The 23488-nt window shown below is 62.6% G+C and carries 18 protein-coding genes; 8 read left to right on the top strand and 10 right to left on the bottom strand.

Translation table 11 applies throughout. From position 1 onward, the window contains the following. The first annotated feature begins 123 nt into the window (after positions 1–123). Both M2432_RS23815 and M2432_RS23820 read left to right on the top strand, forming a co-directional pair. The gene (locus M2432_RS23815; protein ID WP_280829309.1) at positions 124–774 is read left to right on the top strand and encodes an NAD(P)H-binding protein; all 651 of its coding nucleotides are present in this window, start codon (positions 124–126) and stop codon (positions 772–774) included. A gap of 168 nt (positions 775–942) precedes the next feature. Beyond that, a complete protein-coding gene (locus M2432_RS23820; RefSeq protein WP_280829310.1) occupies positions 943–1140 on the top strand; it encodes a hypothetical protein in 198 nt (65 codons plus the stop codon). 9 nt (positions 1141–1149) lie between these two features. Here the strand turns inward: M2432_RS23820 and M2432_RS23825 are convergent, their stop codons facing one another. Together M2432_RS23825 and M2432_RS23830 are read right to left on the bottom strand one after the other, a co-directional pair. Beyond that, a complete protein-coding gene (locus tag M2432_RS23825; RefSeq protein WP_280829311.1) occupies positions 1150–1905 on the bottom strand; it encodes a YebC/PmpR family DNA-binding transcriptional regulator in 756 nt (251 codons plus the stop codon). Positions 1906–2319: 414 nt separating this feature from the next. Continuing rightward, positions 2320–3357 (bottom strand): magnesium transporter CorA family protein, encoded by a 1038-nt coding sequence (locus M2432_RS23830; protein ID WP_280829312.1) that lies wholly within the window; start codon positions 3355–3357, stop codon positions 2320–2322. Between the two features lie 317 nt (positions 3358–3674). On the opposite strand from M2432_RS23830, the gene M2432_RS23835 reads away from it, so the two are divergent. The 4 genes from M2432_RS23835 (at position 3675) to M2432_RS23850 (ending at position 11694) form a co-directional block, all read left to right on the top strand. Further along, positions 3675–5627, top strand: coding sequence for a pyruvate kinase (locus M2432_RS23835; RefSeq protein ID WP_280829313.1), 1953 nt, complete (start codon positions 3675–3677; stop codon positions 5625–5627). 382 nt (positions 5628–6009) lie between these two features. Next, positions 6010–6717: a beta-phosphoglucomutase family hydrolase gene (locus M2432_RS23840; RefSeq protein ID WP_280829383.1), complete on the top strand. Its 708-nt coding sequence runs from the start codon at positions 6010–6012 to the stop codon at positions 6715–6717. Then, the gene (locus M2432_RS23845) at positions 6714–9062 is read left to right on the top strand and encodes a glycosyl hydrolase family 65 protein (RefSeq protein ID WP_280829314.1); all 2349 of its coding nucleotides are present in this window, start codon (positions 6714–6716) and stop codon (positions 9060–9062) included. The genes M2432_RS23840 and M2432_RS23845 overlap by 4 nt, the downstream gene beginning before the upstream one ends. 412 nt (positions 9063–9474) lie before the next feature. Then, positions 9475–11694 (top strand): 6-phosphofructokinase, encoded by a 2220-nt coding sequence (locus M2432_RS23850; RefSeq protein WP_280829315.1) that lies wholly within the window; start codon positions 9475–9477, stop codon positions 11692–11694. A 97-nt stretch (positions 11695–11791) separates the two neighbouring features. Here the strand turns inward: M2432_RS23850 and M2432_RS23855 are convergent, their stop codons facing one another. Continuing rightward, on the bottom strand, positions 11792–12484 hold the full coding sequence (locus M2432_RS23855; RefSeq protein ID WP_280829316.1) for a DUF5994 family protein: 693 nt from the start codon (positions 12482–12484) through the stop codon (positions 11792–11794). 268 nt (positions 12485–12752) lie between these two features. On the opposite strand from M2432_RS23855, the gene pflB reads away from it, so the two are divergent. Both pflB and pflA read left to right on the top strand, forming a co-directional pair. Continuing rightward, positions 12753–15017, top strand: a complete 2265-nt coding sequence (pflB, locus tag M2432_RS23860; RefSeq protein ID WP_280829317.1) for a formate C-acetyltransferase — start codon at positions 12753–12755, stop codon at positions 15015–15017. A 38-nt stretch (positions 15018–15055) separates the two neighbouring features. Further along, positions 15056–15961 carry a pyruvate formate-lyase-activating protein gene (pflA, locus tag M2432_RS23865; RefSeq protein WP_280829318.1) on the top strand — a complete coding sequence of 302 codons (906 nt, stop codon included), beginning with the start codon at positions 15056–15058 and terminating at the stop codon, positions 15959–15961. Between the two features lie 40 nt (positions 15962–16001). On the opposite strand, the gene M2432_RS23870 is transcribed toward pflA, so the two are convergent. Genes M2432_RS23870 through M2432_RS23900 form a run of 7 tightly spaced genes read right to left on the bottom strand, consistent with a single transcriptional unit; the run spans position 16002 to position 23332 of the window. Continuing rightward, entirely contained in the window at positions 16002–17216 is a 1215-nt protein-coding gene (locus M2432_RS23870) for a phosphoglycerate kinase (protein ID WP_280829319.1), read from the bottom strand. A gap of 2 nt (positions 17217–17218) precedes the next feature. Beyond that, a complete protein-coding gene (gap, locus tag M2432_RS23875) occupies positions 17219–18241 on the bottom strand; it encodes a type I glyceraldehyde-3-phosphate dehydrogenase (RefSeq protein WP_280829320.1) in 1023 nt (340 codons plus the stop codon). A 37-nt stretch (positions 18242–18278) separates the two neighbouring features. Next, positions 18279–18755: a hydrogenase maturation protease gene (locus M2432_RS23880; RefSeq protein WP_280829321.1), complete on the bottom strand. Its 477-nt coding sequence runs from the start codon at positions 18753–18755 to the stop codon at positions 18279–18281. Continuing rightward, positions 18739–20205, bottom strand: a complete 1467-nt coding sequence (locus tag M2432_RS23885; RefSeq protein WP_280829322.1) for a Ni/Fe hydrogenase subunit alpha — start codon at positions 20203–20205, stop codon at positions 18739–18741. Before M2432_RS23885 ends, M2432_RS23880 begins: the two co-directional genes overlap by 17 nt. Before the next feature lie 15 nt (positions 20206–20220). Next, the gene (locus M2432_RS23890; protein WP_280829323.1) at positions 20221–20850 is read right to left on the bottom strand and encodes an NADP oxidoreductase; all 630 of its coding nucleotides are present in this window, start codon (positions 20848–20850) and stop codon (positions 20221–20223) included. Continuing rightward, on the bottom strand, positions 20847–21551 hold the full coding sequence (locus M2432_RS23895; RefSeq protein WP_280829324.1) for a 2Fe-2S iron-sulfur cluster-binding protein: 705 nt from the start codon (positions 21549–21551) through the stop codon (positions 20847–20849). Before M2432_RS23895 ends, M2432_RS23890 begins: the two co-directional genes overlap by 4 nt. Next, the gene (locus M2432_RS23900) at positions 21548–23332 is read right to left on the bottom strand and encodes an NAD(P)H-dependent oxidoreductase subunit E (RefSeq protein WP_280829325.1); all 1785 of its coding nucleotides are present in this window, start codon (positions 23330–23332) and stop codon (positions 21548–21550) included. The genes M2432_RS23895 and M2432_RS23900 overlap by 4 nt, the downstream gene beginning before the upstream one ends. Positions 23333–23488 lie beyond the last annotated feature (156 nt).

Here is a 23488-nt window from a genome sequence, read left to right on the forward strand (position 1 = left end):
CAGCTGTTCGATAGCTTAGCGGTAGACGCCGACAGTTCATGCCAGGACACGCCTCAGCGGCGACGGACATTCTCCCCCATCGCGGCGGTCGGCCGCACCCCGATTACATGTCAGAGTGGAGTCATGCACGTTGTCATCGCCGGCGGACACGGAAAGATCGCTCTACTTCTCGAGCAGTTGCTCACCGCTCGCGGCGATTCGGTTGCCGGGCTGATCCGTGACCCCGCACAGGCATCCGACTTGGAAGCGATCGGCGCGACCGCGATCGTGCTCGACCTCGAGCACGCTTCCACCGAGGATGTCGCGCTAGAACTGCAGGGTGCTGATGCCGTGGTGTTCGCCGCCGGCGCCGGCCCCGGCAGCGGCGCCGCACGTAAGCAGACGGTGGACCGGGACGCAGCGATCCTGCTGGCCGATGCCGCCGAAGCCGCCGGCGTGAGCCGCTATGTGATGGTGTCGGCGATCTCTGCCGACGACCGCAGCCTGGACGACCGATACGACCCCGTGTTCCTGGCGTATATCCGAGCCAAGTCCGAGGCCGACGCGGACGTACGAGCTCGCGCGGCGCTGCAGACGACCATCGTGCGGCCGGGAGGACTCACCAATGAGCCCGGCACCGGCATGGTTCGGATTGCCGAATCCACTGGTCGGGGAACTGTCGCCCGCGAGGATGTCGCCGCAATTCTGTTGGCAGCACTGGATACACCAGCCACCGCTGGGCGGACGTTCGAAGTGATATCCGGGGACACGCCGATCAGCACCGCACTCGACTGAGCGACCACACCCGTCTGGCCGACACACTCATCGCCTGACGAAAACTCGGCTAGCTGCACATGTCCAGAACCGTGGGCTTTGTGTCGCACGCGACAGTGCCCGCCGGAACATAGCCGACAGAAACTGGATTATGTCCAGATAGGAGCCAGGCAGACGTAAGGAACCACAATGAGAATCGCACAGCAACGGATCGTGGCACTGATCGGCGCCGGGGCAATTGCCTTCGCAATCAGCTCAGCGCCCGTCATGACCTCAGCGTCCATGGCCGAAGGCAACTCAGCCATGTCTACCAACGACGTCCAGCGCACGCCCAACCCAAGTCCGCCGATTTACTCAGCCTTTCACGGGCACGGAACTATTGCCTGAACCCGTCAGCTAGTCCTCGTCGAGCTGCTCTGCGACGTCGTCCGGGATGTCGACGTTGGTGTAGACGTTCTGCACGTCATCGCTGTCTTCGAGCGCGTCAACCAGCTTGAAGACCTTGCGGGCACCGTCCAGGTCTACCTGCACCGACACCGACGGCTGGAAACCGGACTCGGCCGAGTCGTAGTCGATGCCGGCGTCCTGCAGCGCGGTTCGTACCGCCACCAGATCGGTGGGCTCGCAGATCACCTCGAAGGAGTCGCCCAGGTCATTGACCTCTTCGGCACCGGCATCCAGGACAGCCATCAGTACGTCGTCCTCGGACTGGCCGTTCTTTTCCAGGGTGACAATGCCCTTGCGGGAGAACAGGTAGGCCACTGAACCCGGGTCGGCCATGTTGCCGCCGTTGCGGGTCATCGCGACGCGGACCTCACCGGCGGCGCGGTTGCGGTTGTCGGTCAGACACTCGATGAGCACCGCGACGCCGTTGGGGCCGTAGCCCTCGTACATGATGGTCTGCCAGTCGGCGCCGCCGGCTTCTTCGCCACCGCCGCGCTTGCGGGCGCGCTCGATGTTGTCATTCGGGACCGAAGACTTCTTGGCCTTCTGGATCGCGTCGTAGAGAGTCGGGTTACCGCCCGGGTCGCCGCCGCCGACACGGGCCGCGACCTCGATGTTCTTGATCAGCTTGGCGAACATCTTGCCGCGCTTGGCGTCGATGACGGCCTTCTTGTGCTTGGTTGTAGCCCACTTGGAATGGCCGCTCATGCGTGTACGCCCTCTTTCTGGTGAAACCTCGACGGTCCAGTTTACGTGGGCCGTTGACGGGGGTCACGACGGATGTCGCCGACAACGTAGCGCCGCAGAGTGCGTGCCGCCGTCATAAGCGGCAACACGAGCACAAACTGACCGGTTGTCGCTGCTCCCGTACATGAAGTTCGGTTCCTGATGGCGATGCGGAGACCATAGTCGCGGCTTATGGCACCTTCTACCGCAAGCAGGCTGACCGCCAGTTGCGAGAATGCTTCTGCATCAACGACTTCGGCGCAGTTGGCTCACGCGGCTCTGTTTCTCGTTTCAAGCGGGTTCGAACGGAGACTAGCTCAGGCTTCGCCTTGATTGTCGATCCGGGTCGTCCAGACGCAGATTGCCCCGTCGACGGCGCAATCTGCCAGGATTGCGCTACCTGCCCGAACGTTTGATGTCGCGTCTGTGCAGTCCCCGGCCGATCCAACCTCGATGCCACAGATACCAAATCTCCGACATGACGATCGCCAGCATGACGAGGCACACGGCCCAGAAAGCGCGCTTGCCGTGTAAGCCCGGGAAGTACTCGAAGTTCTGGCCGTAGAAACCGACGACGAATGTCGGGATCAGGACTAAAGCGGCGACGATCGTGAGGGCTTTCATGATTTCGTTTTGCTCATTGCCGATGCGAGCCTGCAAGTAATCACGAAGACCGCCGATTTCGTCGCGGACCACATCTAATGACTCCGAGACATACCGCAGCCTGTCATAGGTGTCGCGAAGCTTGTCCTCGATGTCGCGGGGGAAAAGTTCGGCACCCGTCAGATCCTCACCGACGATGATGAAATGCACCGCGTGTTCTGTCGGAATCAGCGCTGAGCGCACATCGTAAAGGTCGCTTCGGAATCGTTGAAGTCGTTTGCGGAACCATTCGCCATCTGAGGCGCGATGCGGGTGGCTGTCGTCCAGAGCGTCCTCGATTTCGTTGATTTCAGCCTCGAAGCCATCAGCCAATTCTGTAAAGGCTCTTGCGATCTCATCAATCAATACGTACACGAGCCGTCCGGGCGACCGATCCGGACAGGATCGAAATCGCGTCACCACTGTGTCGAGATCCAATGGCGGGCGGCCCTCCGGGGTGTCATCGACGGTAAGCACTGAGTGGTGGGTAGTGAGAATCGAGATTTTTCGCATCCAGACGGTATCCGCGTGCGCGTCTAATACCGGAACGAGGAAAAGCGCCACCAGGTAGTCGTCCTTGATCTCCATCCGGCTGCGTAACCCATCGTGCATCCAGCGTGACAGATGCTCAATTTGAGCTTCAGTGAACTGCGCTGTAGACGGCAACGGACCGGACTCAAACGCGGGTCGGGTCTTGTGGGTCCAGCTACCATTCAACCCCTGATACTCGAACCCCTCATACTCGGCGATCTGTCCTGGTGGTTCATCCGACGGTGATGGTGTGGTTGTCATCCCAGCCCCTCAACACGGCGAAGTTTCAGCTGGCGGATCGAAGTCAGTTTCGTAATCCTTGCACGACATTGCCCTGAAACGTCGCTAACGGACAGGGCATTTGGACTCCCGTTGCCCGAATGCGGGCCCAGCCAAGGGCGTTGCGCCCCAAGTATCACACGGTTCCCTGAAACCGTCTGTTGTTGGCTCGCTTCTGCCCGGCGAGCGGAGCGATAATTGACGAACCTAAACCGCGGCGGGCAAGGCGGGGCAATACCAGCCAGCTGGGCGTTGCCCGCGCGACGGTTCGCCAAGTCAAACCGAAAGGTGGATCGAGCATGACGCTTAGCGAGCACCGCACCGCCGCTGACGAAAGGGATGGCGCTACCTCGAGCGGGCTCTCGGCTCCCGATGTGATGACCGACGAGACTAGCCGACAGCTCTACGCACTGCGCAGCGACATCGACCGCCTGCTGTCAAGTTTCAGCGCGGCTGAGGAGGCATGGACGCCGTGGTCCGCGAGGGTGGCAGCCAATTACCGAGCGAGTGCTCGGAATCTAATCCACTACTGGGCGATGCGCCAGCAGGATCTGCGAAGCTTGCAGACGCGGCTAGCCGAATTCGGGTTGTCATCTTTGGGACGCAGTGAAGCCCACGTCGAGGCCACCCTGGCACTGGTGAAGGCGGCGATTGATGCGATGCTGGGCGCCCCGTGGCAGCCCCCTACACGCCCCGCAGTGCGGATCGATGAAGGCAACAGGCTGCTCCGGCGCCGCGCCGTGGATCTACTCGGCCGTGCACCTACAGGCCGCAGCACCCGCATCATGGTGACGCTGCCATCGGAAGCCGCGACAGATCCGGCCCTAGTACTCGGACTGGTCCAGCGCGGGATGAACCTTGCCCGGATCAACTGTGCGCACGACGACGCGCAGGCGTGGCGGGCGATGGCCGCACACGTGCGCAGCGCCGCCGAGCAGACCGGCCAGCCTTGCCTGGTGGCCATGGACCTGGCCGGCCCGAAACTGCGGACTGGACCGCTGCAGCCAGGGCCGCGGGTGATCAAGCTTCGACCGCAGAAGAACGCGCTGGGACAGACGACTGCGCCTGCGCAGGCGTGGCTGACGTCAGTGGAGGAACCCGCGACCCCGCCCTGGGCGGGCGCGCCCGTCGTGCCGGTACCGCGAGCATGGCTCGACCGGCGGCGGGCCGGTGACCTACTGGCCGTGCGCGATGCCCGCGGATCAAAACGGCACTTGATGCTGCGCGTCGCCGGCGAAAACGACTCCGCGCTAAGGGGTTTCGTGATCGACGCAGTGAAGACCACCTACCTGACGACTGGTACCGTGCTGCATGTCCTCGGTGAGCAGGATCCCGCCGAAATCGGCGAAATTCCTCCCATTGAACAGAGTCTGGTGCTGCGCCGTGGGGACATCTTCGAGTTGACCCGGGACTGCTCGCCGGCCCCGCTTGCGACGAACGGTAACTCCCGCATCGGTTGCACCCTGCCCGAGATCTTCGATTACGCCGTTGCCGGTCAAAAAATCTTGCTTGATGACGGCATGATTGGCGGCCGGATCGAAAGCGTCAGCGCCGACCGACTGCTCATTCGGGTCGAACGTGCCGCCGACGGTGGATCCAAGCTCAGGGCCGCTAAGGGCGTGAATGTGCCCGACACCCGCCTGCCCATCGCTGCGCTGACCGAAGACGACGTCGCCGCCCTGGCTACGGTCGTCGAACTGGCCGATCTGGTGCAGATGTCGTTCGTGCAAGATCCGTCGGATGTGGTGCTACTGCTTGACGAGCTCGGCAGGCTCGGCGCCGAGCGGCTTGGGGTGATCCTGAAAATCGAGACGCGCCAGGCATTTGAGCATCTTCCGCAACTGCTGTTGACCGCGATGCGCTGGCCACGACTCGGGGTGATGATCGCGCGCGGTGATCTTGCCGTGGAGTGCGGCTACGAGCGCCTCGCCGAGGTGCAGGAGGAGATCCTTTGGCTGTGCGAGGCCGCACATCTGCCGGTGATCTGGGCTACCCAGGTACTCGAGCAGCTCGCGAAAACCGGGAGCCCTACCCGTGCTGAGATCAGTGACGCCGCGATGAGTACGCGGGCGGAGTGCGCAATGCTGAACAAGGGTCCCTACATCAACGACGCGCTGACCGCCCTCGACAACATCCTGCGGCGCATGGCAGAGCACCACTACAAAAAGACATCGCTGCTGCGTTCCCTGCGGTCGTGGCGGCCCGACATTCCGGTCGGGGCTGACGGCGATGCTCTCGAACGCGCGCGCTGAATGCCTAGGTACCGAAGACGACACCGCGTTCGAGGCTGCGGTGACGCGAGCACCGCTGGCTTCAACCGATGTTCAACTTTTTGACTGACGCACTGTCAGCCGTATGGACGACAGGTCTCTTGGGCAGTCGGGTTTTCGGCGTCGTCATTCGACGGTTCCCCGCAATGACTGAGGACGACTCACCAACTGCTTGGCGTTGGATAACGGTCCCTTTCGTCCAACCCCGAAACCGCAACCTTCGACACAATTTGCGCGAACTGTTCACCGAACCGGCTGCAGTAAAGACTCGAACGGTGTGACGATTAAGCGGTGCAGTTCGAACATCGAGTTGCTGATTGTGTCTGATACCTTCGACCGCGCTCACGGTGGCGAGGAAGCCCCGTTGGGCTTGCCCGTGTCCATCTCGGTAGCTCTGTTCGACCTCGACGGCGTACTAACCAGCACCGCGGTCTTGCATCAGAACGCATGGAAGCAAACTTTCGACGACTTCCTTCGCGCACGACACGGGGAGCCGTTCCTGCCGTTCACCGAAAGCGATTACCTGCAATACGTCGACGGGCGCCCGCGCGAAGACGGCGTACGTACGTTCCTACGGTCGCGCGGGTTCGAGGTCACCGATCATCTCGTTGAGGAAATCGGCACCGCCAAGAATGAACTCGTTCTCGCAAGCCTGAAGCGTGGCGAGGTCGAGTCCTACCCCGGGTCGATGCGCTATCTGATCGCGGTACGCGACGCTGGCATACATGTGGGGGTGGTGACGTCGTCGGAGAACGGACGCGCTGTGCTGGATGCTGCCGGCCTTTCCCGCTTCGTGCAGGAGCGCATCGATGGGATTGACATTTCCAGCCAGCACCTGCGCGGTAAACCTGCGCCCGACTCGTTTCTCGCCTGTGCCCACGCGTTCGGTGTTGATCCGCACAACGCCGCCGTGTTCGAGGACGCCCTGTCCGGAGTGCAGGCCGCCACAGCCGGCGAATTCGGGTACGTGGTCGGAGTCGACCGGGTCGGTGGCAATGAACATGCGGCGGCACTGCGCGCGGCGGGGGCCGACGTAGTCGTGACGGATCTCGCAGAATTGCTCCCGCCGTGAGTCGCGATACCCCGGGCTTCGAGGTCGCACCGTGGGAACTTCGATGGCGTCATGCCGACCCGGCCAGCCTTGGGTTGACGGAGTCCACGTTCGCACTGTCCAACGGACACATCGGTCTGCGGGGCACGCTCGAGGAAGGCGAGCCGGTCGTCCAACCGGGCACCTATCTCAACGGATTCTACGAGCTGCGTGACCTGCCCTACGCCGAGGGCGGGTACGGCTATCCCGAGTCGGGCCAGACAATCGTCAACGTGACCGACGCAAAGATCATCCGGCTGCTTGTCGAGGACGAGCCGGTTGATTTGCGTTACGGGCACACGGAAGAACACGAAAGGACACTGGATTTCCGATCGGGCACACTTCGCCGCCACTCGCTCTGGGTTTCGCCAACCGGGCGCAGGGTGAGGATCACGTCGCAGCGCCTGGTGTCGTTCACGAAGCGCGCGATCGCGGCCATCAGATACTCAGTCGAGCCGATCGGCGATGACATGCGGCTCGTGCTGCAGTCCGACCTGCTCGCCAACGAGCCCGTCCCGCTACCGGGCGACGACCCTAGGCTGGCCGCGGCGCTTGAGGCGCCGCTGGTAGCCGTGGAAGCCGAGTGTCGAGACTATCGGGCGATGCTGTCCCACGAGACCAGACGGTCGGGTCTTCGACTGGTGGCCGGGATGGATCACGAAATCCACTATCCCGACACCGCTAACCTGTCCGTCCGAGCCGAGGGTGACCTGGCGCGGCTGACGGTGGCCGCGCACGTGCCCGCCGGCGCGAGGCTGACACTCACGAAATACATCGGATACGGCTGGTCCGGAAGGCGCTCGGCGCCGGCACTCAGCGCGCAGGTCGACGCGGCTTTGTCGATGGCGATGGAAGCCGGATGGGACGAGTTGCTGAGGTCGCAACGCGAGTTCCTCGACGAGTTCTGGCTACAGGCCGACATCGAAATGAATGGCGACCCGCAATTGCAACAAGCGGTCCGGTTCGCGATCTTTCATGTCCTACAGGCGGGCGCTCGAGGTCAGGCCAGGGCGATCCCGGCCAAGGGCCTCACCGGACCCGGCTACGACGGCCACACTTTCTGGGACACCGAAACATTCGTTTTGCCCATGCTCACCTACACCATCCCGGCTGCCGCCCGTGAGGTGCTGCGGTGGCGGCACTCGACCCTCGACAGGGCCAAGCAGCGGGCGGGCGAGCTCGGCCAGGCCGGAGCAATGTTTCCGTGGCGGTCGATCAATGGGGACGAATGCTCGGGATACTGGCTCGCCGGGACCGCGGCCGTACACATCACCGCCGACATCGCCAACGCGACAGCGCGATACCTCGCCGCAACGCGGGATAGGCAGTTCGAGACCCAATGCGGCGTCGAGCTCCTCGTGGAAAGCGCCCGACTGTTTGCTAAACTCGGCCACCACGACGACGACGTATTCCACATCGACGGCGTAACTGGCCCCGACGAATACACCGCGGCCGTCAACGACAACGTGTTCACCAACCTTGTCGCCCAACAGAACCTGCTCGACGCGGTAGCCGCGTGCAAGCGCCGACCCGATGTCGCCGCGCAGCTGAACGTCGACGCGCCGGAGGTGGCCAATTGGCAGCGTTGCGCCGAACATATGGCCATTCCCTACGATGAACGGCGCGCTGTGCACGAGCAGTCCGAGGCATTCACCAGGTCGGCGCCTTGGGATTTCGAGGCGTCGGTCGGCAAGTACCCGTTGTTACTGAACTATCCGTACTACGACCTTTACCGCAAGAAAGTGGTCAAACAAGCCGACCTGGTGTTGGCGATGTATCTGCGCGGCGACGCGTTCACCCCCGAGGAGAAGCAGCGCAACTTCGACTACTACGAAGAGTTGACGGTTCGCGATTCGTCGCTGTCGGCCTGCTGTCAGGCAGTGATCGCAGCGGAAGTCGGATACCCGGACCTCGCCTATGACTACCTTGTCGAGACGGTGTTCACCGACCTCGACGATTTGTACGAGAACGTCTCCAGCGGACTTCACATCGCCGCCCTAGCCGGTGCGTGGATTGATTGCGTCGCCGGATTCGGTGGCATGCGTGATTACGGCGGCCAAATCACGTTCGCGCCAAGGTTGCCGAGCAAGCTCAACTACCTCTCGTTTCGCATGGTGATCCGACAGAGCAAGATCGTCGTCGCCATCGACGACGACAAAGTGACATATCGCCTTCTTAACGGCGAGCCGATCGAGCTGGCCCACCACGGCGACAGCTTCCTGCTCGCCCAGCGCCCAGTCACTCTGCCTGTACCAAAGATCGCGAACCGAACACCACCCGCACAACCGAAAGGCCGTGAGCCCTACCGCCGCATCTTCACGAAATAGCAGGGCGAGATGCTGCGGGTGTTCAACGACACGCTAAGGATGAGGCGCGGGTGAGGCGCATACCACTGATCGGGCAGGCGAGCGATTCATGGCTCAACAGCGTCAAATGGGCTGAGCGCCAAGCGTTGTCATCACTTCGTCCCCTGGCGTCGGATAGCGGTCTGTTTCATCCAAACCGCGCAGCGACGACGGCGATTTCGCGAGTTGTTCACAAACGTGTCATTGGGCCCCGTCGGAGCATGCGCGCCGAATGCGCGACGCTCAGCGAAAGGCCCTACATGGCCTACGCCCTCGCCGTTCTGGACACCTCTCAGTGGCATCATCGTCCTGGGTTTCGTGAATTGCCGTCGGTCGGCCGGGCTTGCTGACGCGGTGGATTCTGACCGGCAAGACGAAAGGCGGGCTCGCCGACATGTCTGAGAATCACTCCGGACCATCCAGCATCGGAGTTTTGACTAGCGGTGGTGATGCTGCGGGAATGAATCCCGCTGTGCGTGCGGTCATCTGCACGGCCGCACACCGCGGTATCGACGTGTACGCGATTCACGAGGGGTACCACGGCCTCGTCGAAGGCGGTGACCTGATCCGGCTAACGGAACCTGCGGACGCCGATGGCATCCTGCACAAGGGCGGGACAGCAATCGGCACCGCCAGATCTGAGCGATTCAGGACGCGCGACGGCCGTCGAGTGGCTGCCCGCAACCTCGTCGCGCGCGGCATCGACGCACTTGTGGTGATCGGCGGCGACGGCAGCCTCACCGGCGCCGACGTGTTCCGCGAGGAGTGGTCGGAGTTGCTGTCGGAACTGGTCGACTCCGGGCAGATCGCTCAGGAACTCGCTGACGAGCACCCGTCCCTGCGCCTCGTTGGTCTCGCCGGATCCATCGACAACGACATGTCGGGTACCGACATCACGATCGGCGCGGATACCGCTTTGCATCGGATCGTCGAAGCTATGGATTCCTTGCGCAGCACCGCGTCCAGCCATCAACGCACTTTCGTCGTCGAAGTAATGGGACGCCATTGCGGCTACCTTGCGCTGATGTCTTCACTTGCGACCGCAGCGAACTGGGTGGTGATCCCTGAGCAGCCTCCTGCGAAGGACTGGGCGGAGCACATGTGCCGGGACATCAAAGCGGGTCGGGACATCGGCCGTCGGCAAAGCGTGGTCATCGTCGCCGAGGGCGCGCGCGATCTGGAGGACAACCCGATCACCGCCAACCAGATCAGAACGCTGCTCGAGGATGAACTCGGAGAGGACACCAGGATCACGATTCTTGGTCACGTGCAACGCGGCGGCGCCCCGAGCGCCTTCGACCGATTCTTGGCCACGCTGCTCGGCCATGCCGCGGTCGAACAACTGCTCACCGATAGTCCGGACGCATCCCCGCGGTTGATCGGATTGCGGGGGAACCGGGTGGTTACCTTGCCACTGATGGAGTGCGTCGGACAAACCCGGGCGGTTGCCGAGCGCATCAAGGCGCGCGACTTCGACGGAGCGATGCTGCTGCGCGGCGGTAGCTTCAGGCAGTCGTACAACATCCTGCAGACCATTCAGCAGGCAGAGCCGCGGCCCACATCGGCGATGCGGCGACGATTTCGGATCGCCGTAGTACATGGCGGCGGCCTGGCACCAGGAATGAACACCGCGGTCCGCGCCGCCGTGCGACTCGGCCTTGACCGTGGCTACAGCGTGCTGGCTGTCAAGAACGGATTCCGCGGATTGCGCAAAGGTGATGTCCAGGAGATGCATTGGATGGATGTCAGCGGGTGGGTTTCCGAAGGGGGTGCCGAGATCGGCACCAACCGGTATGTGCCCAGCGGCGCTGCCATTGCACAGATCGCCGAACAGGTTGCCGCTCACCGGATCGATGGTCTGCTGATGGCCGGCGGCTGGGACGGCTACCACGCCGCTCACGAACTGCACCGCCACCGGCAGCAGTACAGCGCGCTCGACATTCCGATCGTCTGCATGCCGATGACAATCAACAACGACGTCCCAGGGACCGAATTGAGCATCGGCAGCGACACCGCGCTGAACAGTATTGTGGCCGACATCGATAAAATCCGGCAGTCCGCGGTCGCCTCGCGCCGTGTGTTCGTCGTCGAGGTCATGGGTCGCAACTGCGGTTACCTGGCATTGATCAGCGGGTTGGCCACCGGGGCCGAACGCATCTACCTGCCCGAGGAGGGCATCACGCTCGCTGACCTCACTGCGGACATAAAGGCCCTCGCAGAGGGCTTCCACTCTGGAAAACGCTTGGGCCTCATCGTCCGTGGCGAAGGCGCCGACCCTGTCTACACCACCCCGTTCATCACCTCACTGTTTGAGAAGGAAGGCCGGGATCTCTTCGATGCTCGGCAGGCGATCTTCGGCCACCTCCAGGAAGGGGGCGACCCATCGCCGTTCGACCGGATACATGCGACGACTCTGACCGCCCGCTGCATCGAATTCCTGTCAGAGCAACTCGAATCCGGCGGACGGGCCAGTGCAATGGTCGGCTTCCAATCGGGGCGGGTGCAGCTCACCGACTTGACGTCCTATCCAGTGCTCGTCGAAAGCGACGTTCGCCGTCCGGTCGAGCAGCGCTGGATGGAACACCGAGACCTGGCGACGATCATGCGCGCCTAGGTCTAGTTGGTCACGCAAGCGCCAACGCCCGCAGGCGGTGTAGCAGGATCAGTGTCGATGCGAGATAGTCGGAAGCCGCCGACCGTTGAGGTAGCAGTTATCTACGATGCGTCGCATTGCGCTCACGGTCCATCCGATCGCGGACCATGTTCTCGATGAGGATCGGGACGAACACTTGTATCGGTGCCTCGACGAACTGTTCAGCCACTTCCCCGCACCACTTCGTGATCTGGTCGAGGCGTGTAGGATCGCCGCTTGCTTCGTGACTGTTTAACTTTGCCGCCACCTGATTCACCATCTGTTGGTCGGCCCGAGTCGCACCCCTGCCTGACGACGCCTCGTCCAATTGCCGTTCGGCGACATCTCCTGCGACGTCGGGCGCGATGACGCGCAACGCGATGCGGTGGGCTTTCCCGACGAGGACGATGCTATTCGGTTCGTCGGACGTGAGGCCCACCAATTTGATTGTCTGGCCGGCGATCTCGATCTCTGGCGGGGTTTCCGTCCAGTTGCCGAGAAGATAGCCGACGAGGTTAACCTCACCGAGTCGGTACGACAGCTCCGCAATCAGGCCGGGCAACTCAGTCGCCAAATGCCCCGAACGCGGCCACCAGGCCCCGTCGAGGCGGGGCGGGAGAGGCGCTTCGGGCTTTAGCGCCAGCCGTGGCCCGTTTGCGGAGTCGTCCATCGACTGGCTCACCAGGGAATCATTTGTCACCGCCGGACTCCTTTCATCCGGTTCGCTCAGCCGTCCGGCGAGTGCGATTTCCCGACGCTGGACGATCACCACGACCGGTACGTTGCGGTCGCCATTCGACTGGACTATTCGCCTACTGCTCGACGTTGGATGGTGGCCTCTATTATCCAACCCCGAAACGACAACATCCAAAGCACCTTGCACGATTTGTTGGGCATTGCCGCCTCGTCGGTGCGTGGATGACGACGGCGACAACTCCCTGTGGGCGTGGGACAATAGCTCCAGCAGCCAGCCGAAAACCGCCACTCGCGGTAGGTCTCGCCAGGCGGCGGGTGGCCCCAATCGACGACGGGGGTTTGCGATGACAGCCACGGACGTAGAGCGCACCGCCGCTGCCGGTGATTTCGACGCCTGGCGCGGGTTCAACGGACTGATCTGGCGGGACGGCATCTCTGTTCGGGACTTCATCAAGGAGAACTACACGCCCTACGAGGGGGACGCGTCCTTCGTCGCCGGCCCGACCGAACGCACGACGCAGGTCTGGCACAGGCTGGGCGAGCTGTTTCCCAAGGAGCGCGAGAAGGGCGTCCTGGACGTATCCCTGATTCCCTCGTCCATCACGGCCCACGACCCCGGGTATATCGATAAGGACCGCGAGCTCATCGTGGGACTGCAGACCGATGCGCCGCTGAAGCGGGCGATCATGCCGAACGGCGGCCTACGCATGGTCGAGACCGCGCTGACCGTCTACGGCTACCCGGTGCCGCCCGAGGTGCACGAGATCTTCACGAAGTACCGCAAGACGCATAACGACGGTGTCTTCGACGCTTACACCTCCGACATCCGGGCCGCCCGCAGATCGCACATCGTCACCGGTCTGCCGGACGCGTACGGGCGCGGCCGCATTGTCGGCGACTACCGTCGCGTGGCCCTGTACGGCGTCGACCGGCTGATCGAGCAGAAGCGCAAGGACCACCTGTCGCTGGACAGGGTGTTCTCCAGTGACGACGTTATCCGCGACCGCGAGGAGCTCGCCGAGCAGATCCGTGCGCTGGGCGAGCTCAAGGAGATGGCGGCCAAATACGGCTACGACATCTCCGGGCCGGCCGGGACCGCCCGCGAGTCGATCCAGTGGACTTACTTCGCCTACCTGGCAGCGATCAAGGAGCAGAACGGCGCGGCCATGTCGCTGGGACGCACCTCGACGTTCCTCGACATCTACATCGAGCGCGACCTGGCCGAGGGCCGGCTGACCGAGGTCGAAGCCCAGGAGCTGATCGACGACTTCGTCATCAAGCTGCGGATCGTGCGCTTTCTGCGTACCCCGGAGTACGACGAGCTGTTCTCGGGCGACCCGACATGGGTCACCGAGTCGATCGGCGGCATCGGTAGCGACGGCCGGCCGCTGGTGTCGAAGAGCTCGTTCCGCTTCCTGCAGACGCTGTACAACCTCGGCCCGGCCCCGGAGCCGAATCTGACGGTGTTCTGGTCTGTCCGACTGCCCCAAGGATTCAAGGAATTCTGCGCGAAGGTGTCGATCGATACCTCGTCGATCCAGTACGAGAGCGACGAGCTGATGCGCCCGGAGTACGGCGACGATGTAGCGATCGCTTGTTGCGTGTCGGCCGCCCCGGTGGGCAAGCAGATGCAGTTCTTCGGTGCCCGGGTCAACCTGGCCAAGACCCTGCTGTACGCGATCAACGGTGGGCGCGACGAGGTCAGCGGCATACAGGTCGGGCCGAAGCAGCCCGCGATCACGTCGGAGTACCTCGATTATTACGAGGTCCTCGAGGCGTTCGACCGGATGATGGACTGGCTCGCCGCGACGTACGTAAACGCCCTCAACGTCATCCACTACATGCACGACAAGTATGCGTACGAGCGCATCGAGATGGCGCTGCACGACTACCCCGTCAAGCGCACCATGGCGATGGGCATCGCCGGCCTCGCCATTGCCGCCGACAGCCTGTCGGCGATGCGCTACGCCCGGGTCAAGGTCGTCCGGGACGACACCGGCCTCGCGGTGGACTACGAGATCGAGGGCGACTATCCGGCGTATGGCAACAACGACGACCGGGTCGACGAGCTCGCCGTCATGCTCGTCGAGAAGTTCATGGATAAGGTCCGCATGTATAAGACCTACCGGGACGCCGAGCACACCACTTCGGTGCTGACCATCACGTCAAACGTGGTGTACGGCAAGCATACTGGCAACACCCCCGACGGCCGGCGCGCAGGTGAGCCGTTCTCGCCGGGCGCCAACCCCATGAATGGCCGGGACACCCATGGCTTCCTCGCGTCGGCGCTGTCGGTCGCCAAGCTGCCGTACCAGCAGGCCAAGGACGGCATCTCACTCACCGGGAGCATGGTGCCTCAGGCGCTCGGCAAGACGACGGACGAGCGCGTCGGTAACCTGGTCGGCGTCCTCGACGGCTACTTCGGCGAGAGCGGCTTCCATGTGAACATCAACGTGCTCAACCGCGACACGTTGCTTGACGCGGTGGAGCACCCCGAGAATTACCCGCAACTCACCATCCGGGTGTCGGGATACGCGGTGAATTTCGTCCGTCTCACCCGCGAGCAGCAGCTTGACGTGATCAACCGCACCTTCCACGGCGCCCTCTAGTGTCCGCCCGGAACGCGTGAGCCCGTGACCGTGAGGCCATGATGTCGCCAACCGGGTGTCCGCCGGAGCTTCCCGACCTCAACGAAGCGTTGAAGGTCGCCGCAGCGGTCCGGCCGGGCCTGCGCCGGCTGCCGATCGTGCCCGTGAGCAACCTGTCAGTGGGCCGCTCCGAGCTGGTGGACGCGGGCCGGCTCGAGGAGGAGGAGGACGACCCGAACGTAGGGTTCTACCACTCCTACGAGCTCACCGGAGCGGTGAACGGGCCGGGCATGCGCTTCACCCTGTTCGTCACCGGCTGCCCGCTTCGCTGCCAGTACTGCCACAACCCCGACACCTGGATGATGCGCAACGGCCGAAGGGTCACAGCCGATCGGATGATGGAAGAGATCGGCAAGTACGCCAGGGTCCTCAAGGTCGCCCACGGCGGGCTGACGATCACCGGCGGCGAGCCGATGCTCCAGATCAAGTTCACCGGCGAGATCTTCCGGCGGGCCAGGCACGACCTCGGCCTGCACACCTGCCTGGACACCTCCGGATACCTGGGGGACCGGGCGTCGGAGAAGTACCTCGACAACCTCGACCTGGTCCTGCTCGACATCAAGTCGTGGGACCCGGCCACGTTCCGGCTCGTCACCTCGGTGGAGCCCGGCCCCACGCTGCGGTTCGCGCGTCGGCTGTCCGACCGCGGCAATCACATGTGGATCCGATTCGTCCTGGTTCCAGGCCTGACCGATGCGGTCGAAAACGTCGACGGCATCGCCGACTTCGTCGCTACCTTGCACGGCGTGGACCGCGTCGAGGTGCTGCCGTTCCACCAGTTCGGCGTGCCCAAATGGGACGAGCTGGGCGTGCCCTACCAGCTCCGGGAGGTCTGCTCTCCCGAGCCCGAGCTCGTTGTTCGGGTCGAGGAGCAGTTCCGCTCGCGCGGTCTAAATGTGGTTTGAGTATCAATCATTTAGCAGAGCCCGCAGCCGGCTCGTGGGCTCACGACTCTTCCAACACCTCGATGCCGGGCAATGTCTTGCCCTCAAGGTATTCGAGCGACGCCCCGCCACCCGTCGAAATGTGCGAGAAGCCGTTCGCGGGTAGACCAAGCGTCCGCACGGCGGCGGCGGAGTCACCCCCGCCGACGACGCTGAACGCGCCTTTGCCGGTTGCACCGATGATCGCCTGCGCAACGCCTTTCGTGCCGGCCGCGAATGCCGGGAACTCGAACACGCCCATCGGGCCGTTCCAGAAGACCGTCCTCGCATCGGAGAGCACAGTGGTGAACTGCTGGACGGTTTCCGGGCCGATATCCAAACCCATTTTGTCTTGGGGGATTTCGTCGGCGGCGAGGATTTGCGCCGCCGAGTCGGCCTTGAATTCGTCGGCGACGACGATGTCGACCGGGAGGTTGATCACGTCGGCGTAGGACTCGAGAAGTTGCCCGCAGGTTTCGGTCATCTCCGGCTGTATGAGTGACTTGCCGACCGAAAGGCCTTGGGCGGCAAGAAATGTAAAGCACATGCCGCCGCCGATCAGCAGACTGTCGGCCTTCTTGGCCAATTCTTCGATCACGGCCAGCTTGTCCGACACTTTGGACCCGCCGAGCACAACCACGTACAGCCGCTCGGTGGAACTGATGAGTTGTTGCAGCACCGCTACTTCGGCCGCGACCAACTTGCCCGCGTAGTGCGGCAGCAACTTGGCGACGTCGTACACCGAAGCCTGCTTGCGATGCACCACGCCGAACCCGTCGGACACGAAAGCACCATCGTCGCCGACCAATTCGGCCAACTGCTTGGCCAGTGCTGCCCTGTCAGCCTCATCCTTACTGGTCTCACGAGAGTCGAACCTGATGTTCTCCAGCAGCAGCACCTCGCCGTCGGCCAGACCCTCGGCTCGCGCCAGCGCGTCGGGTCCGATCACGTCGGCTGCCAATTGGACATTGCGGCCAAGCTCTTCACTCAGCGCCGCGGCGACGGGTTTGAGCGAGAATTTCGGGTCGGGTGCGCCCTTGGGGCGGCCGAGATGGGCCGTGACCACTACCTTGGCGCCGGCCTCGGCCAATGCGGTAAGGGTGGGCACCGATGCCACGATGCGGCCGGTATCGGTGATCCTGCCGTCCTCGAGCGGGACATTGAAGTCCGACCGCACTAGCACGAAACGCCCGGAGACGCCTTGCGCCAGGAGGTTGTCGAGATTTGGAAGAGTCATCGCTACAGCGACTTTCCGACCATAGCGATGAGGTCAACGAGCCGGGATGAGTAGCCAAACTCGTTGTCGTACCACGACACCACCTTGGCCTGGCTGCCGATCACCTTCGTCAGGCCCGAGTCGAAGATCGAGGAGTGCGGGTCGGCGATGATGTCCGTGGAGACGATCGGCGCGTCGTAGTACCTCAGGATGCCCTTCAGCTTGCCTTCTGCGGCAGCTTTGAACGCAGCGTTGATTTCTTCAGCGCTCGCCGACTTCGACACGTCGACGGTCAGGTCGACGACCGAGCCGGTAGGCACAGGCACCCGCAATGCGTAGCCGTCAAGCTTGCCCTTCAACTCCGGCAGCACCAGGCCGATGGCCTTGGCGGCGCCGGTCGAGGTCGGTACGATGTTCAGCGCGGCGGCGCGGGCGCGGCGCAGGTCCCGGTGCGGGCCGTCCTGCAGGTTCTGGTCCTGAGTGTAGGCGTGGATGGTGGTCATCAGGCCCCTGACGATGCCGAACTCGTCATTGAGCACCTTGGCAACCGGCGCAAGGCAATTCGTGGTGCACGAGGCATTGCTGATCAGGTTCTGACTGCCGTCGTACTGGTCCTCGTTGACTCCGAGCACGACGGTCAGGTCTTCGTTCTTGGCCGGGGCGGAGAAGATGACCTTCTTGGCACCGGCTGCCAGGTGCCCCTTGGCCTGGCCCCCGTCGTTGAACCTGCCGGTGGATTCGAGAACAACGTCTACGCCGAGGTCGCCCCACGGCATCGCGGCCGGCCCGTCCTTGACCTCGAGGGCCTTGAACTTATTGCTGCCGACGATGATGGTGTCGTCGCCGTCGACGCTGACATCTTGCGGCAAGCGGCCGAGGATCGAGTCGAACTTCAGCAAATGTGCGAGCGCGGTGTTGTCGGTGAGGTCGTTGACGGCGACCACTTCGATGTCGGTGCCGTTACCCTTCGTCTTCTGTGCCTCGAGCGCCCGGTAAAAACTGCGTCCGATTCGACCGAAACCGTTGATGCCTACTCGAACCGTCATGTCTTTCTCCTCAACTTGTTTAACCCGAAACCGTGTCTTAGCCGGAAACGAATTTCAGTGAATCGCAAAGGTTCTGTTCTGCTCGCTCGGTCAGCCCGATCTGCAATTCCCACTCGAAGCCGCGGATCGCCAACAGGTAGACCTCGGGAAGCCATCCGAAGCACTGCGTGGCGGTCGCCAGGATCGAAGGAACCGAGATTGCATGCGAGGTGAAACTGAAATCCAGCTTCGGCTCAGGGCGAGTCAGCGCGAACGACGAGATCGCCGGATCCTTCGTCGCGTCCACGAACAACACCCGGGCGAATCCCTGAATCAGATCGGCGTCTTCGAGATTGAGTTGATAGTTGCGATGCAGGACTGCACGCGGCAGCGGCTGTCGCGCCTCGAGCCGATCAACGAATGCCCAACCCAGTCCGTCATCCCGGCGTCCGACGTTGCCGATGCCGAAGATCAGTGACGACGGCTCGTTGAAGAACTCGAGCGCGGGAAATGGCGGCTCAGCGCACGCGCTCATTTAGCACCCGGCCGCCCGCGTCGACCACGGTAACCTTCAGCGGCATCTGCCCCAAAGCATGTGTGGCACAACTCAAGCAGGGATCGTAGGCGCGGATGCCCACTTCGATGGCGTTCATCATGCCTTCGGTGATCTCCGCCTGGCCTCCCAGATAGTCTTCTGCGACGCTGCGTACCGTGCGGTTGAGCACCTCGTTGTTCTGTGTCGTGGCGACGATGAGATTCGCAAACGTCACACTTCCTTCACGATCGGCACGATAGTGGTGCAGCAGGCTGCCGCGCGGCGCCTCCACCACCCCGACTCCCTCACCGGTCCAGGCATCGGGGCTTCCAGTGACCACCAAATCGTCCTTCTGGATGTCTGGGTCCAGAAGCAGGTCCCTGACCACCTCTGCGGCATGGATGATCTCGATCGTTCGCGCCCAATTCGTATGCAGCGTCATGTTGTTCGCCCGGCCGCCGGTATAGGCATGGAACTTCTCCAGCGCCTGCGCGGCGAGCGGGGTCGAAAGGGTGTGGGTGACGTTCATCCGGGCGAGCGGGCCGACCCGTACCGAGCCCGCCTCACGGCCCAAGGCCGTCAGGAACGGAAACTTCATGTAACTCCACTTTTCGACGCCCTCCGAGAAGTGGTCGAGGTAATCGTGATAGTCGAACTCGTCGACAACCTTCTTGTCGTCGTCGACGACCTTCAGCTTGCCGTCGTAGTAGTCCACATTGCCGTCGTCGTCTACGAGACACATGTTGAGTGCGGGCACGTTGGCAAATCCGTCTACTTCCGACCGGTGCTTCTCGTGAAAGTCATAGAAGAGTTCCAGACCCAATCGAGCGTCCTCGATAACCCGATCGACCGATGGAAGTCCCTCAGCACCATGCAAGAACCGATCGACGTCGGAGGCGGTCAGGCTCTTGTTCACGCCGCCAGGGATGGACGAGATCCCGTGCATCCGTTTGCCAAAGACCGCGACGAGCACCTCCTGACCCCATTTGCGCAGCATCACCACTCGCTTGACCAGCTCGGGATCCGCCTCGATCAGTCCGAGAACGTTGCGCTGTTCAGGTGCGGCGTCGATGCCGAACAGCATCTCCGGAAGCGCGAGGTAGAAGTAGGCGGTGACATGAGATTGCAGCATTTGCGCGTAATGCCCAAGGCGGCGCATCTTCACGGCAGTCGGAGTCAAGTCCACCCCTGCGTACGGACCGACCCCGACGATGTCATCGAGCACCTTGCCACCCGCGAGATGGTGGCTGACGAAGCAGATGCCGCAGATCCGCTGCATGAGTATCGGGGCCTCCCAGAAGGGATGCCCTTGAATGAACTTCTCGTATCCGCGGAACTCGACGACGTGCAGTTTGGCGTCGACGACGTTGTAATCGTCGTCGACTTCGACGGTGACCTTCCCATGTCCCTCGATGCGGGTGATGGGATCGATGACGAATGTCGTAGCCATGTGAGTCCCTCAGGGTCAGTCAAAGTGGTTGAGCGACACGGGTAAATCGACGGGACGCCCGTTGATCAGATCGTCGAATACCGCGAAAATGGCGTCCGCCGACGGCGGGCACCCGGGGATGAAATAGTCCATTTTGACCACCTCATGACACGGATACACCTTTGTGGTCAAGACAGGGATATTGCGGTCGAACGGCACAACGGGCCGGGCACCGGCCACCGCAGTCGGAGAGTCGACGTAGGCCTCCGACAGGCAGTCCTTCAGTTCGACCATATTGCGCATCGCCGGCACCCCACCCCAGATCGCGCACGCACCGACGGAGATGAGGATGTCGCAGTTCTCCCGAAAGTGCTGGAGCGTCTCGATGTTCTCCTCGTTGGCGACCCCGCCTTCGATGAATCCGATTGCGCAGCGTTCAGGAATCCGTTTCACGTCCGTGAGCGAACAACGGAGAATCGTGATCTTGTCCAGCAACGCCAGCAGCCGCTCATCGACATCGAGGAAGGACAACGTACATCCCCAGCAGCCGCACAGGCTGATCATGGAGACCTTGATCTTCTCGGCGCGCCTGGCCGCCACCTCCGGGTCCAGACGGGTGGCCGGAAGCTCATGTGATGCAATCGATTTCGTCTCTTTCGTGGTCATTCGGCGTGCCTTTCGAGAACCCGATCACGTACCGATTCGACGTCGTAGTACCGCTGACCGATCGGATCGTCGTAGCCCACCTGCTTTTCGATGATGGTGCCGACCGGACAAATTTCCACGGCTTCTTTCACCTGCTCGGGCGGCATCGCATTGGCCAGCTCGACATCGATCTCAATGCGTGCATTCGCGCCACGTCCGCGGATACTGAAAATCTTCTTACCGGTCTTGCGATCTCGAATGAACTCGACGCAGCGCTGGCAGAAGATGCACCGGTCCCGTTCCAGCCAGATTTTGTCCGAGGCGTGGTCCTGGACGCGTTCGGGGAACTGGTACGGGAAGCGGGAGACCAGCATGTCCAGTTCATAGGCGACAGCCTGCAGAGTGCAGCGGCCGCTTTTCTCACAGCTGGGGCAGTTGTGATTGCCCTCGGAGAACAACATTTCGACCAACGCCTTGCGCATATCGGCGGTTTCGGGTTCGTTCACCTCGATGCGCATGCCGTCTGCAACGTTGACCGTGCACGCGGGGATCACTCGGCCGTTGACCTTCACCGCACATGCGCGGCAGGTGCCCAGTGCCGGCTTTCCCTCCAGGTAGCACAGGGTAGGAACGTAGACACCCGCCTGTGCGGCGACATCGACAAGGTTTCTGCCTTCTTCGGTGGTTACGGCGACCCCGTCGATCTCGATCTGAATGGTCATCTCGACTCCCCAACAGCGAGTTGCTCCATGGCCTTGGCATAGTCGCCCAGCGCTGCGCCGATATCGAAGGACGGCAGTAGGTCTCCCGTCCGTTCGTGAACACGATCGGCATAGATCTCGGGAAACTTTTTCAGTGTGGTCAGAATCGGATTGGGCGCCGTCGTCCCCAGACCACACCGGCTGGTCTTCGCGATGATGCCGCCCCACCGCACCATGTCGTCGAGATCCGATTGGCCCGCCCGGCCGTCGACGACCAGGTCGACCTTCTCGCGCAGTAGCACCCCGCCGGCCCGGCACGGAACGCAGATACCACACGACTCATCAACGAAGAACTGCATGAAGTCCCTGACGACAGCAAGGAGGTCGCGTTGCGCATTGAAGATCATGAACGAACCGCCGCAAGAGATGTCTTCGAAAGCGAGCCGGCGGTCGGCGTCGGCGCTGGCTGAAATCATCTCCCCCGAGGGACCGCTGATCTGCACGGCGCGGGGTTGTTCGGCGCCGACCATCTCCAGGACCTCACGCAGGGTAATGCCCCACTCGATTTCGTAGATCCCCGGCGCGGCGCAATCCCCGGAGACGCTGAGCAACCGAGTGCCTTTCGATTTGGACGTACCCATGGCCGCAAACCAGTCGGCGCCCCGGTCCATGATCCGGGCCGCCGCGGCGAGGGTCTCAACGTTGTCGACAACGGTTGGCTTGCCCAGGAATCCGTGCTCGACGGGGAACGGCGGCTTCAGCCGTGCGGTTCCCCGTTTGCCCTCGCAGGACTCGATGAGGGCCGATTCATCGCCGCAGATGTACGACCCAGCGCCGGATTGGATGCGGATGTCGAATCCGTTGCCCAGCAACCCTTCTTCGCGAAGGTCGGCCAGCTGCTGTTCGAGGTACTCCCTGAGATACGCGTACTCGGCGCGCAGGTAGACGATACCGTGCGCGGCCCCGACCGCGTGGGCCGCAATGATCATGCCCACGAACGCCTGTTTGGGTACACGGGTCAGAAACACCCGGTCCTTGAACGTGCCGGGTTCGCCCTCGTCGGCGTTGCAGATGATGTACTTCTCATCGCCGTCGGCCGCACGACACGACCGCCATTTGATGCCCGTGGGAAAACCGGCACCACCGAGGCCGCGAAGGCCAGAATCCGTGATGGTCGTGATCACTTCTGCGGGCGTCTGTGCCAGGCATCGGTCCAGCAACGCGCGGTAGTCAATGTCGCCGCCGAAGAAGACCGGCCCCTTCCTGTACACCGTGGTATGTGTCAGCGCGTCGATGTATCCGATCTCGTTGCGGGGCAATCGCGCGGGATTCGCGATTTCCGCTGGGGACTGCCCCTGCTTCAAGCGCGAGATGATGTCGGTGACCGACGTCGGCGTCAGATCTGTGAAAACCATGTCGTCGATGAGCATCGCCGGTTCGTGGTCGCTGAGACCGATGCACGCGGTTTCGAACAACCCGAAATCGGCTGATCCAGGCCCGCCGAATCGTGTGCCGGTCTCCCGTTCGAGGGCTTCGTAAACCTGCTTATAACCGTGCATCTTGGCAATAACGGTGTCGCTCAGATAAATCCGGTATCGGCCCGACGGCGTGGTGTGGAAGAAATGGTAGAAAGTGGCCGTCTCGAGGACGTCCTCGGGAGTCAGCCCCAGCCAGCTTGCTATCGTCTGTGCCGCTTCGGCAGGAATATGGCCATAGCTGCGCTGGACGTCCCAAAGTATGTCGATCAGCCTCGTTCGGTCCCTCGGGTGCCGATCGAGAATCGCGGCGATCTCTGCAACCATGGCATTCGCACCATCTGCTAGCTGAACGACTTAAAGCCCGGCCACAACCGCTTGATCATTGTCGCCTCCGTTGTGGTAGTGGCCCGGTGGTTAGCGGCGCGAAACCCCGCCTCCAGTTGGGCGAGCGTCTCATGCTCAATGGGTTCAAATCGGCTG

Origin of the sequence: Mycobacterium sp. OTB74, assembly GCF_029892685.1 — a bacterium.
Taxonomy (GTDB): Bacteria; Actinomycetota; Actinomycetes; order Mycobacteriales; family Mycobacteriaceae; genus Mycobacterium.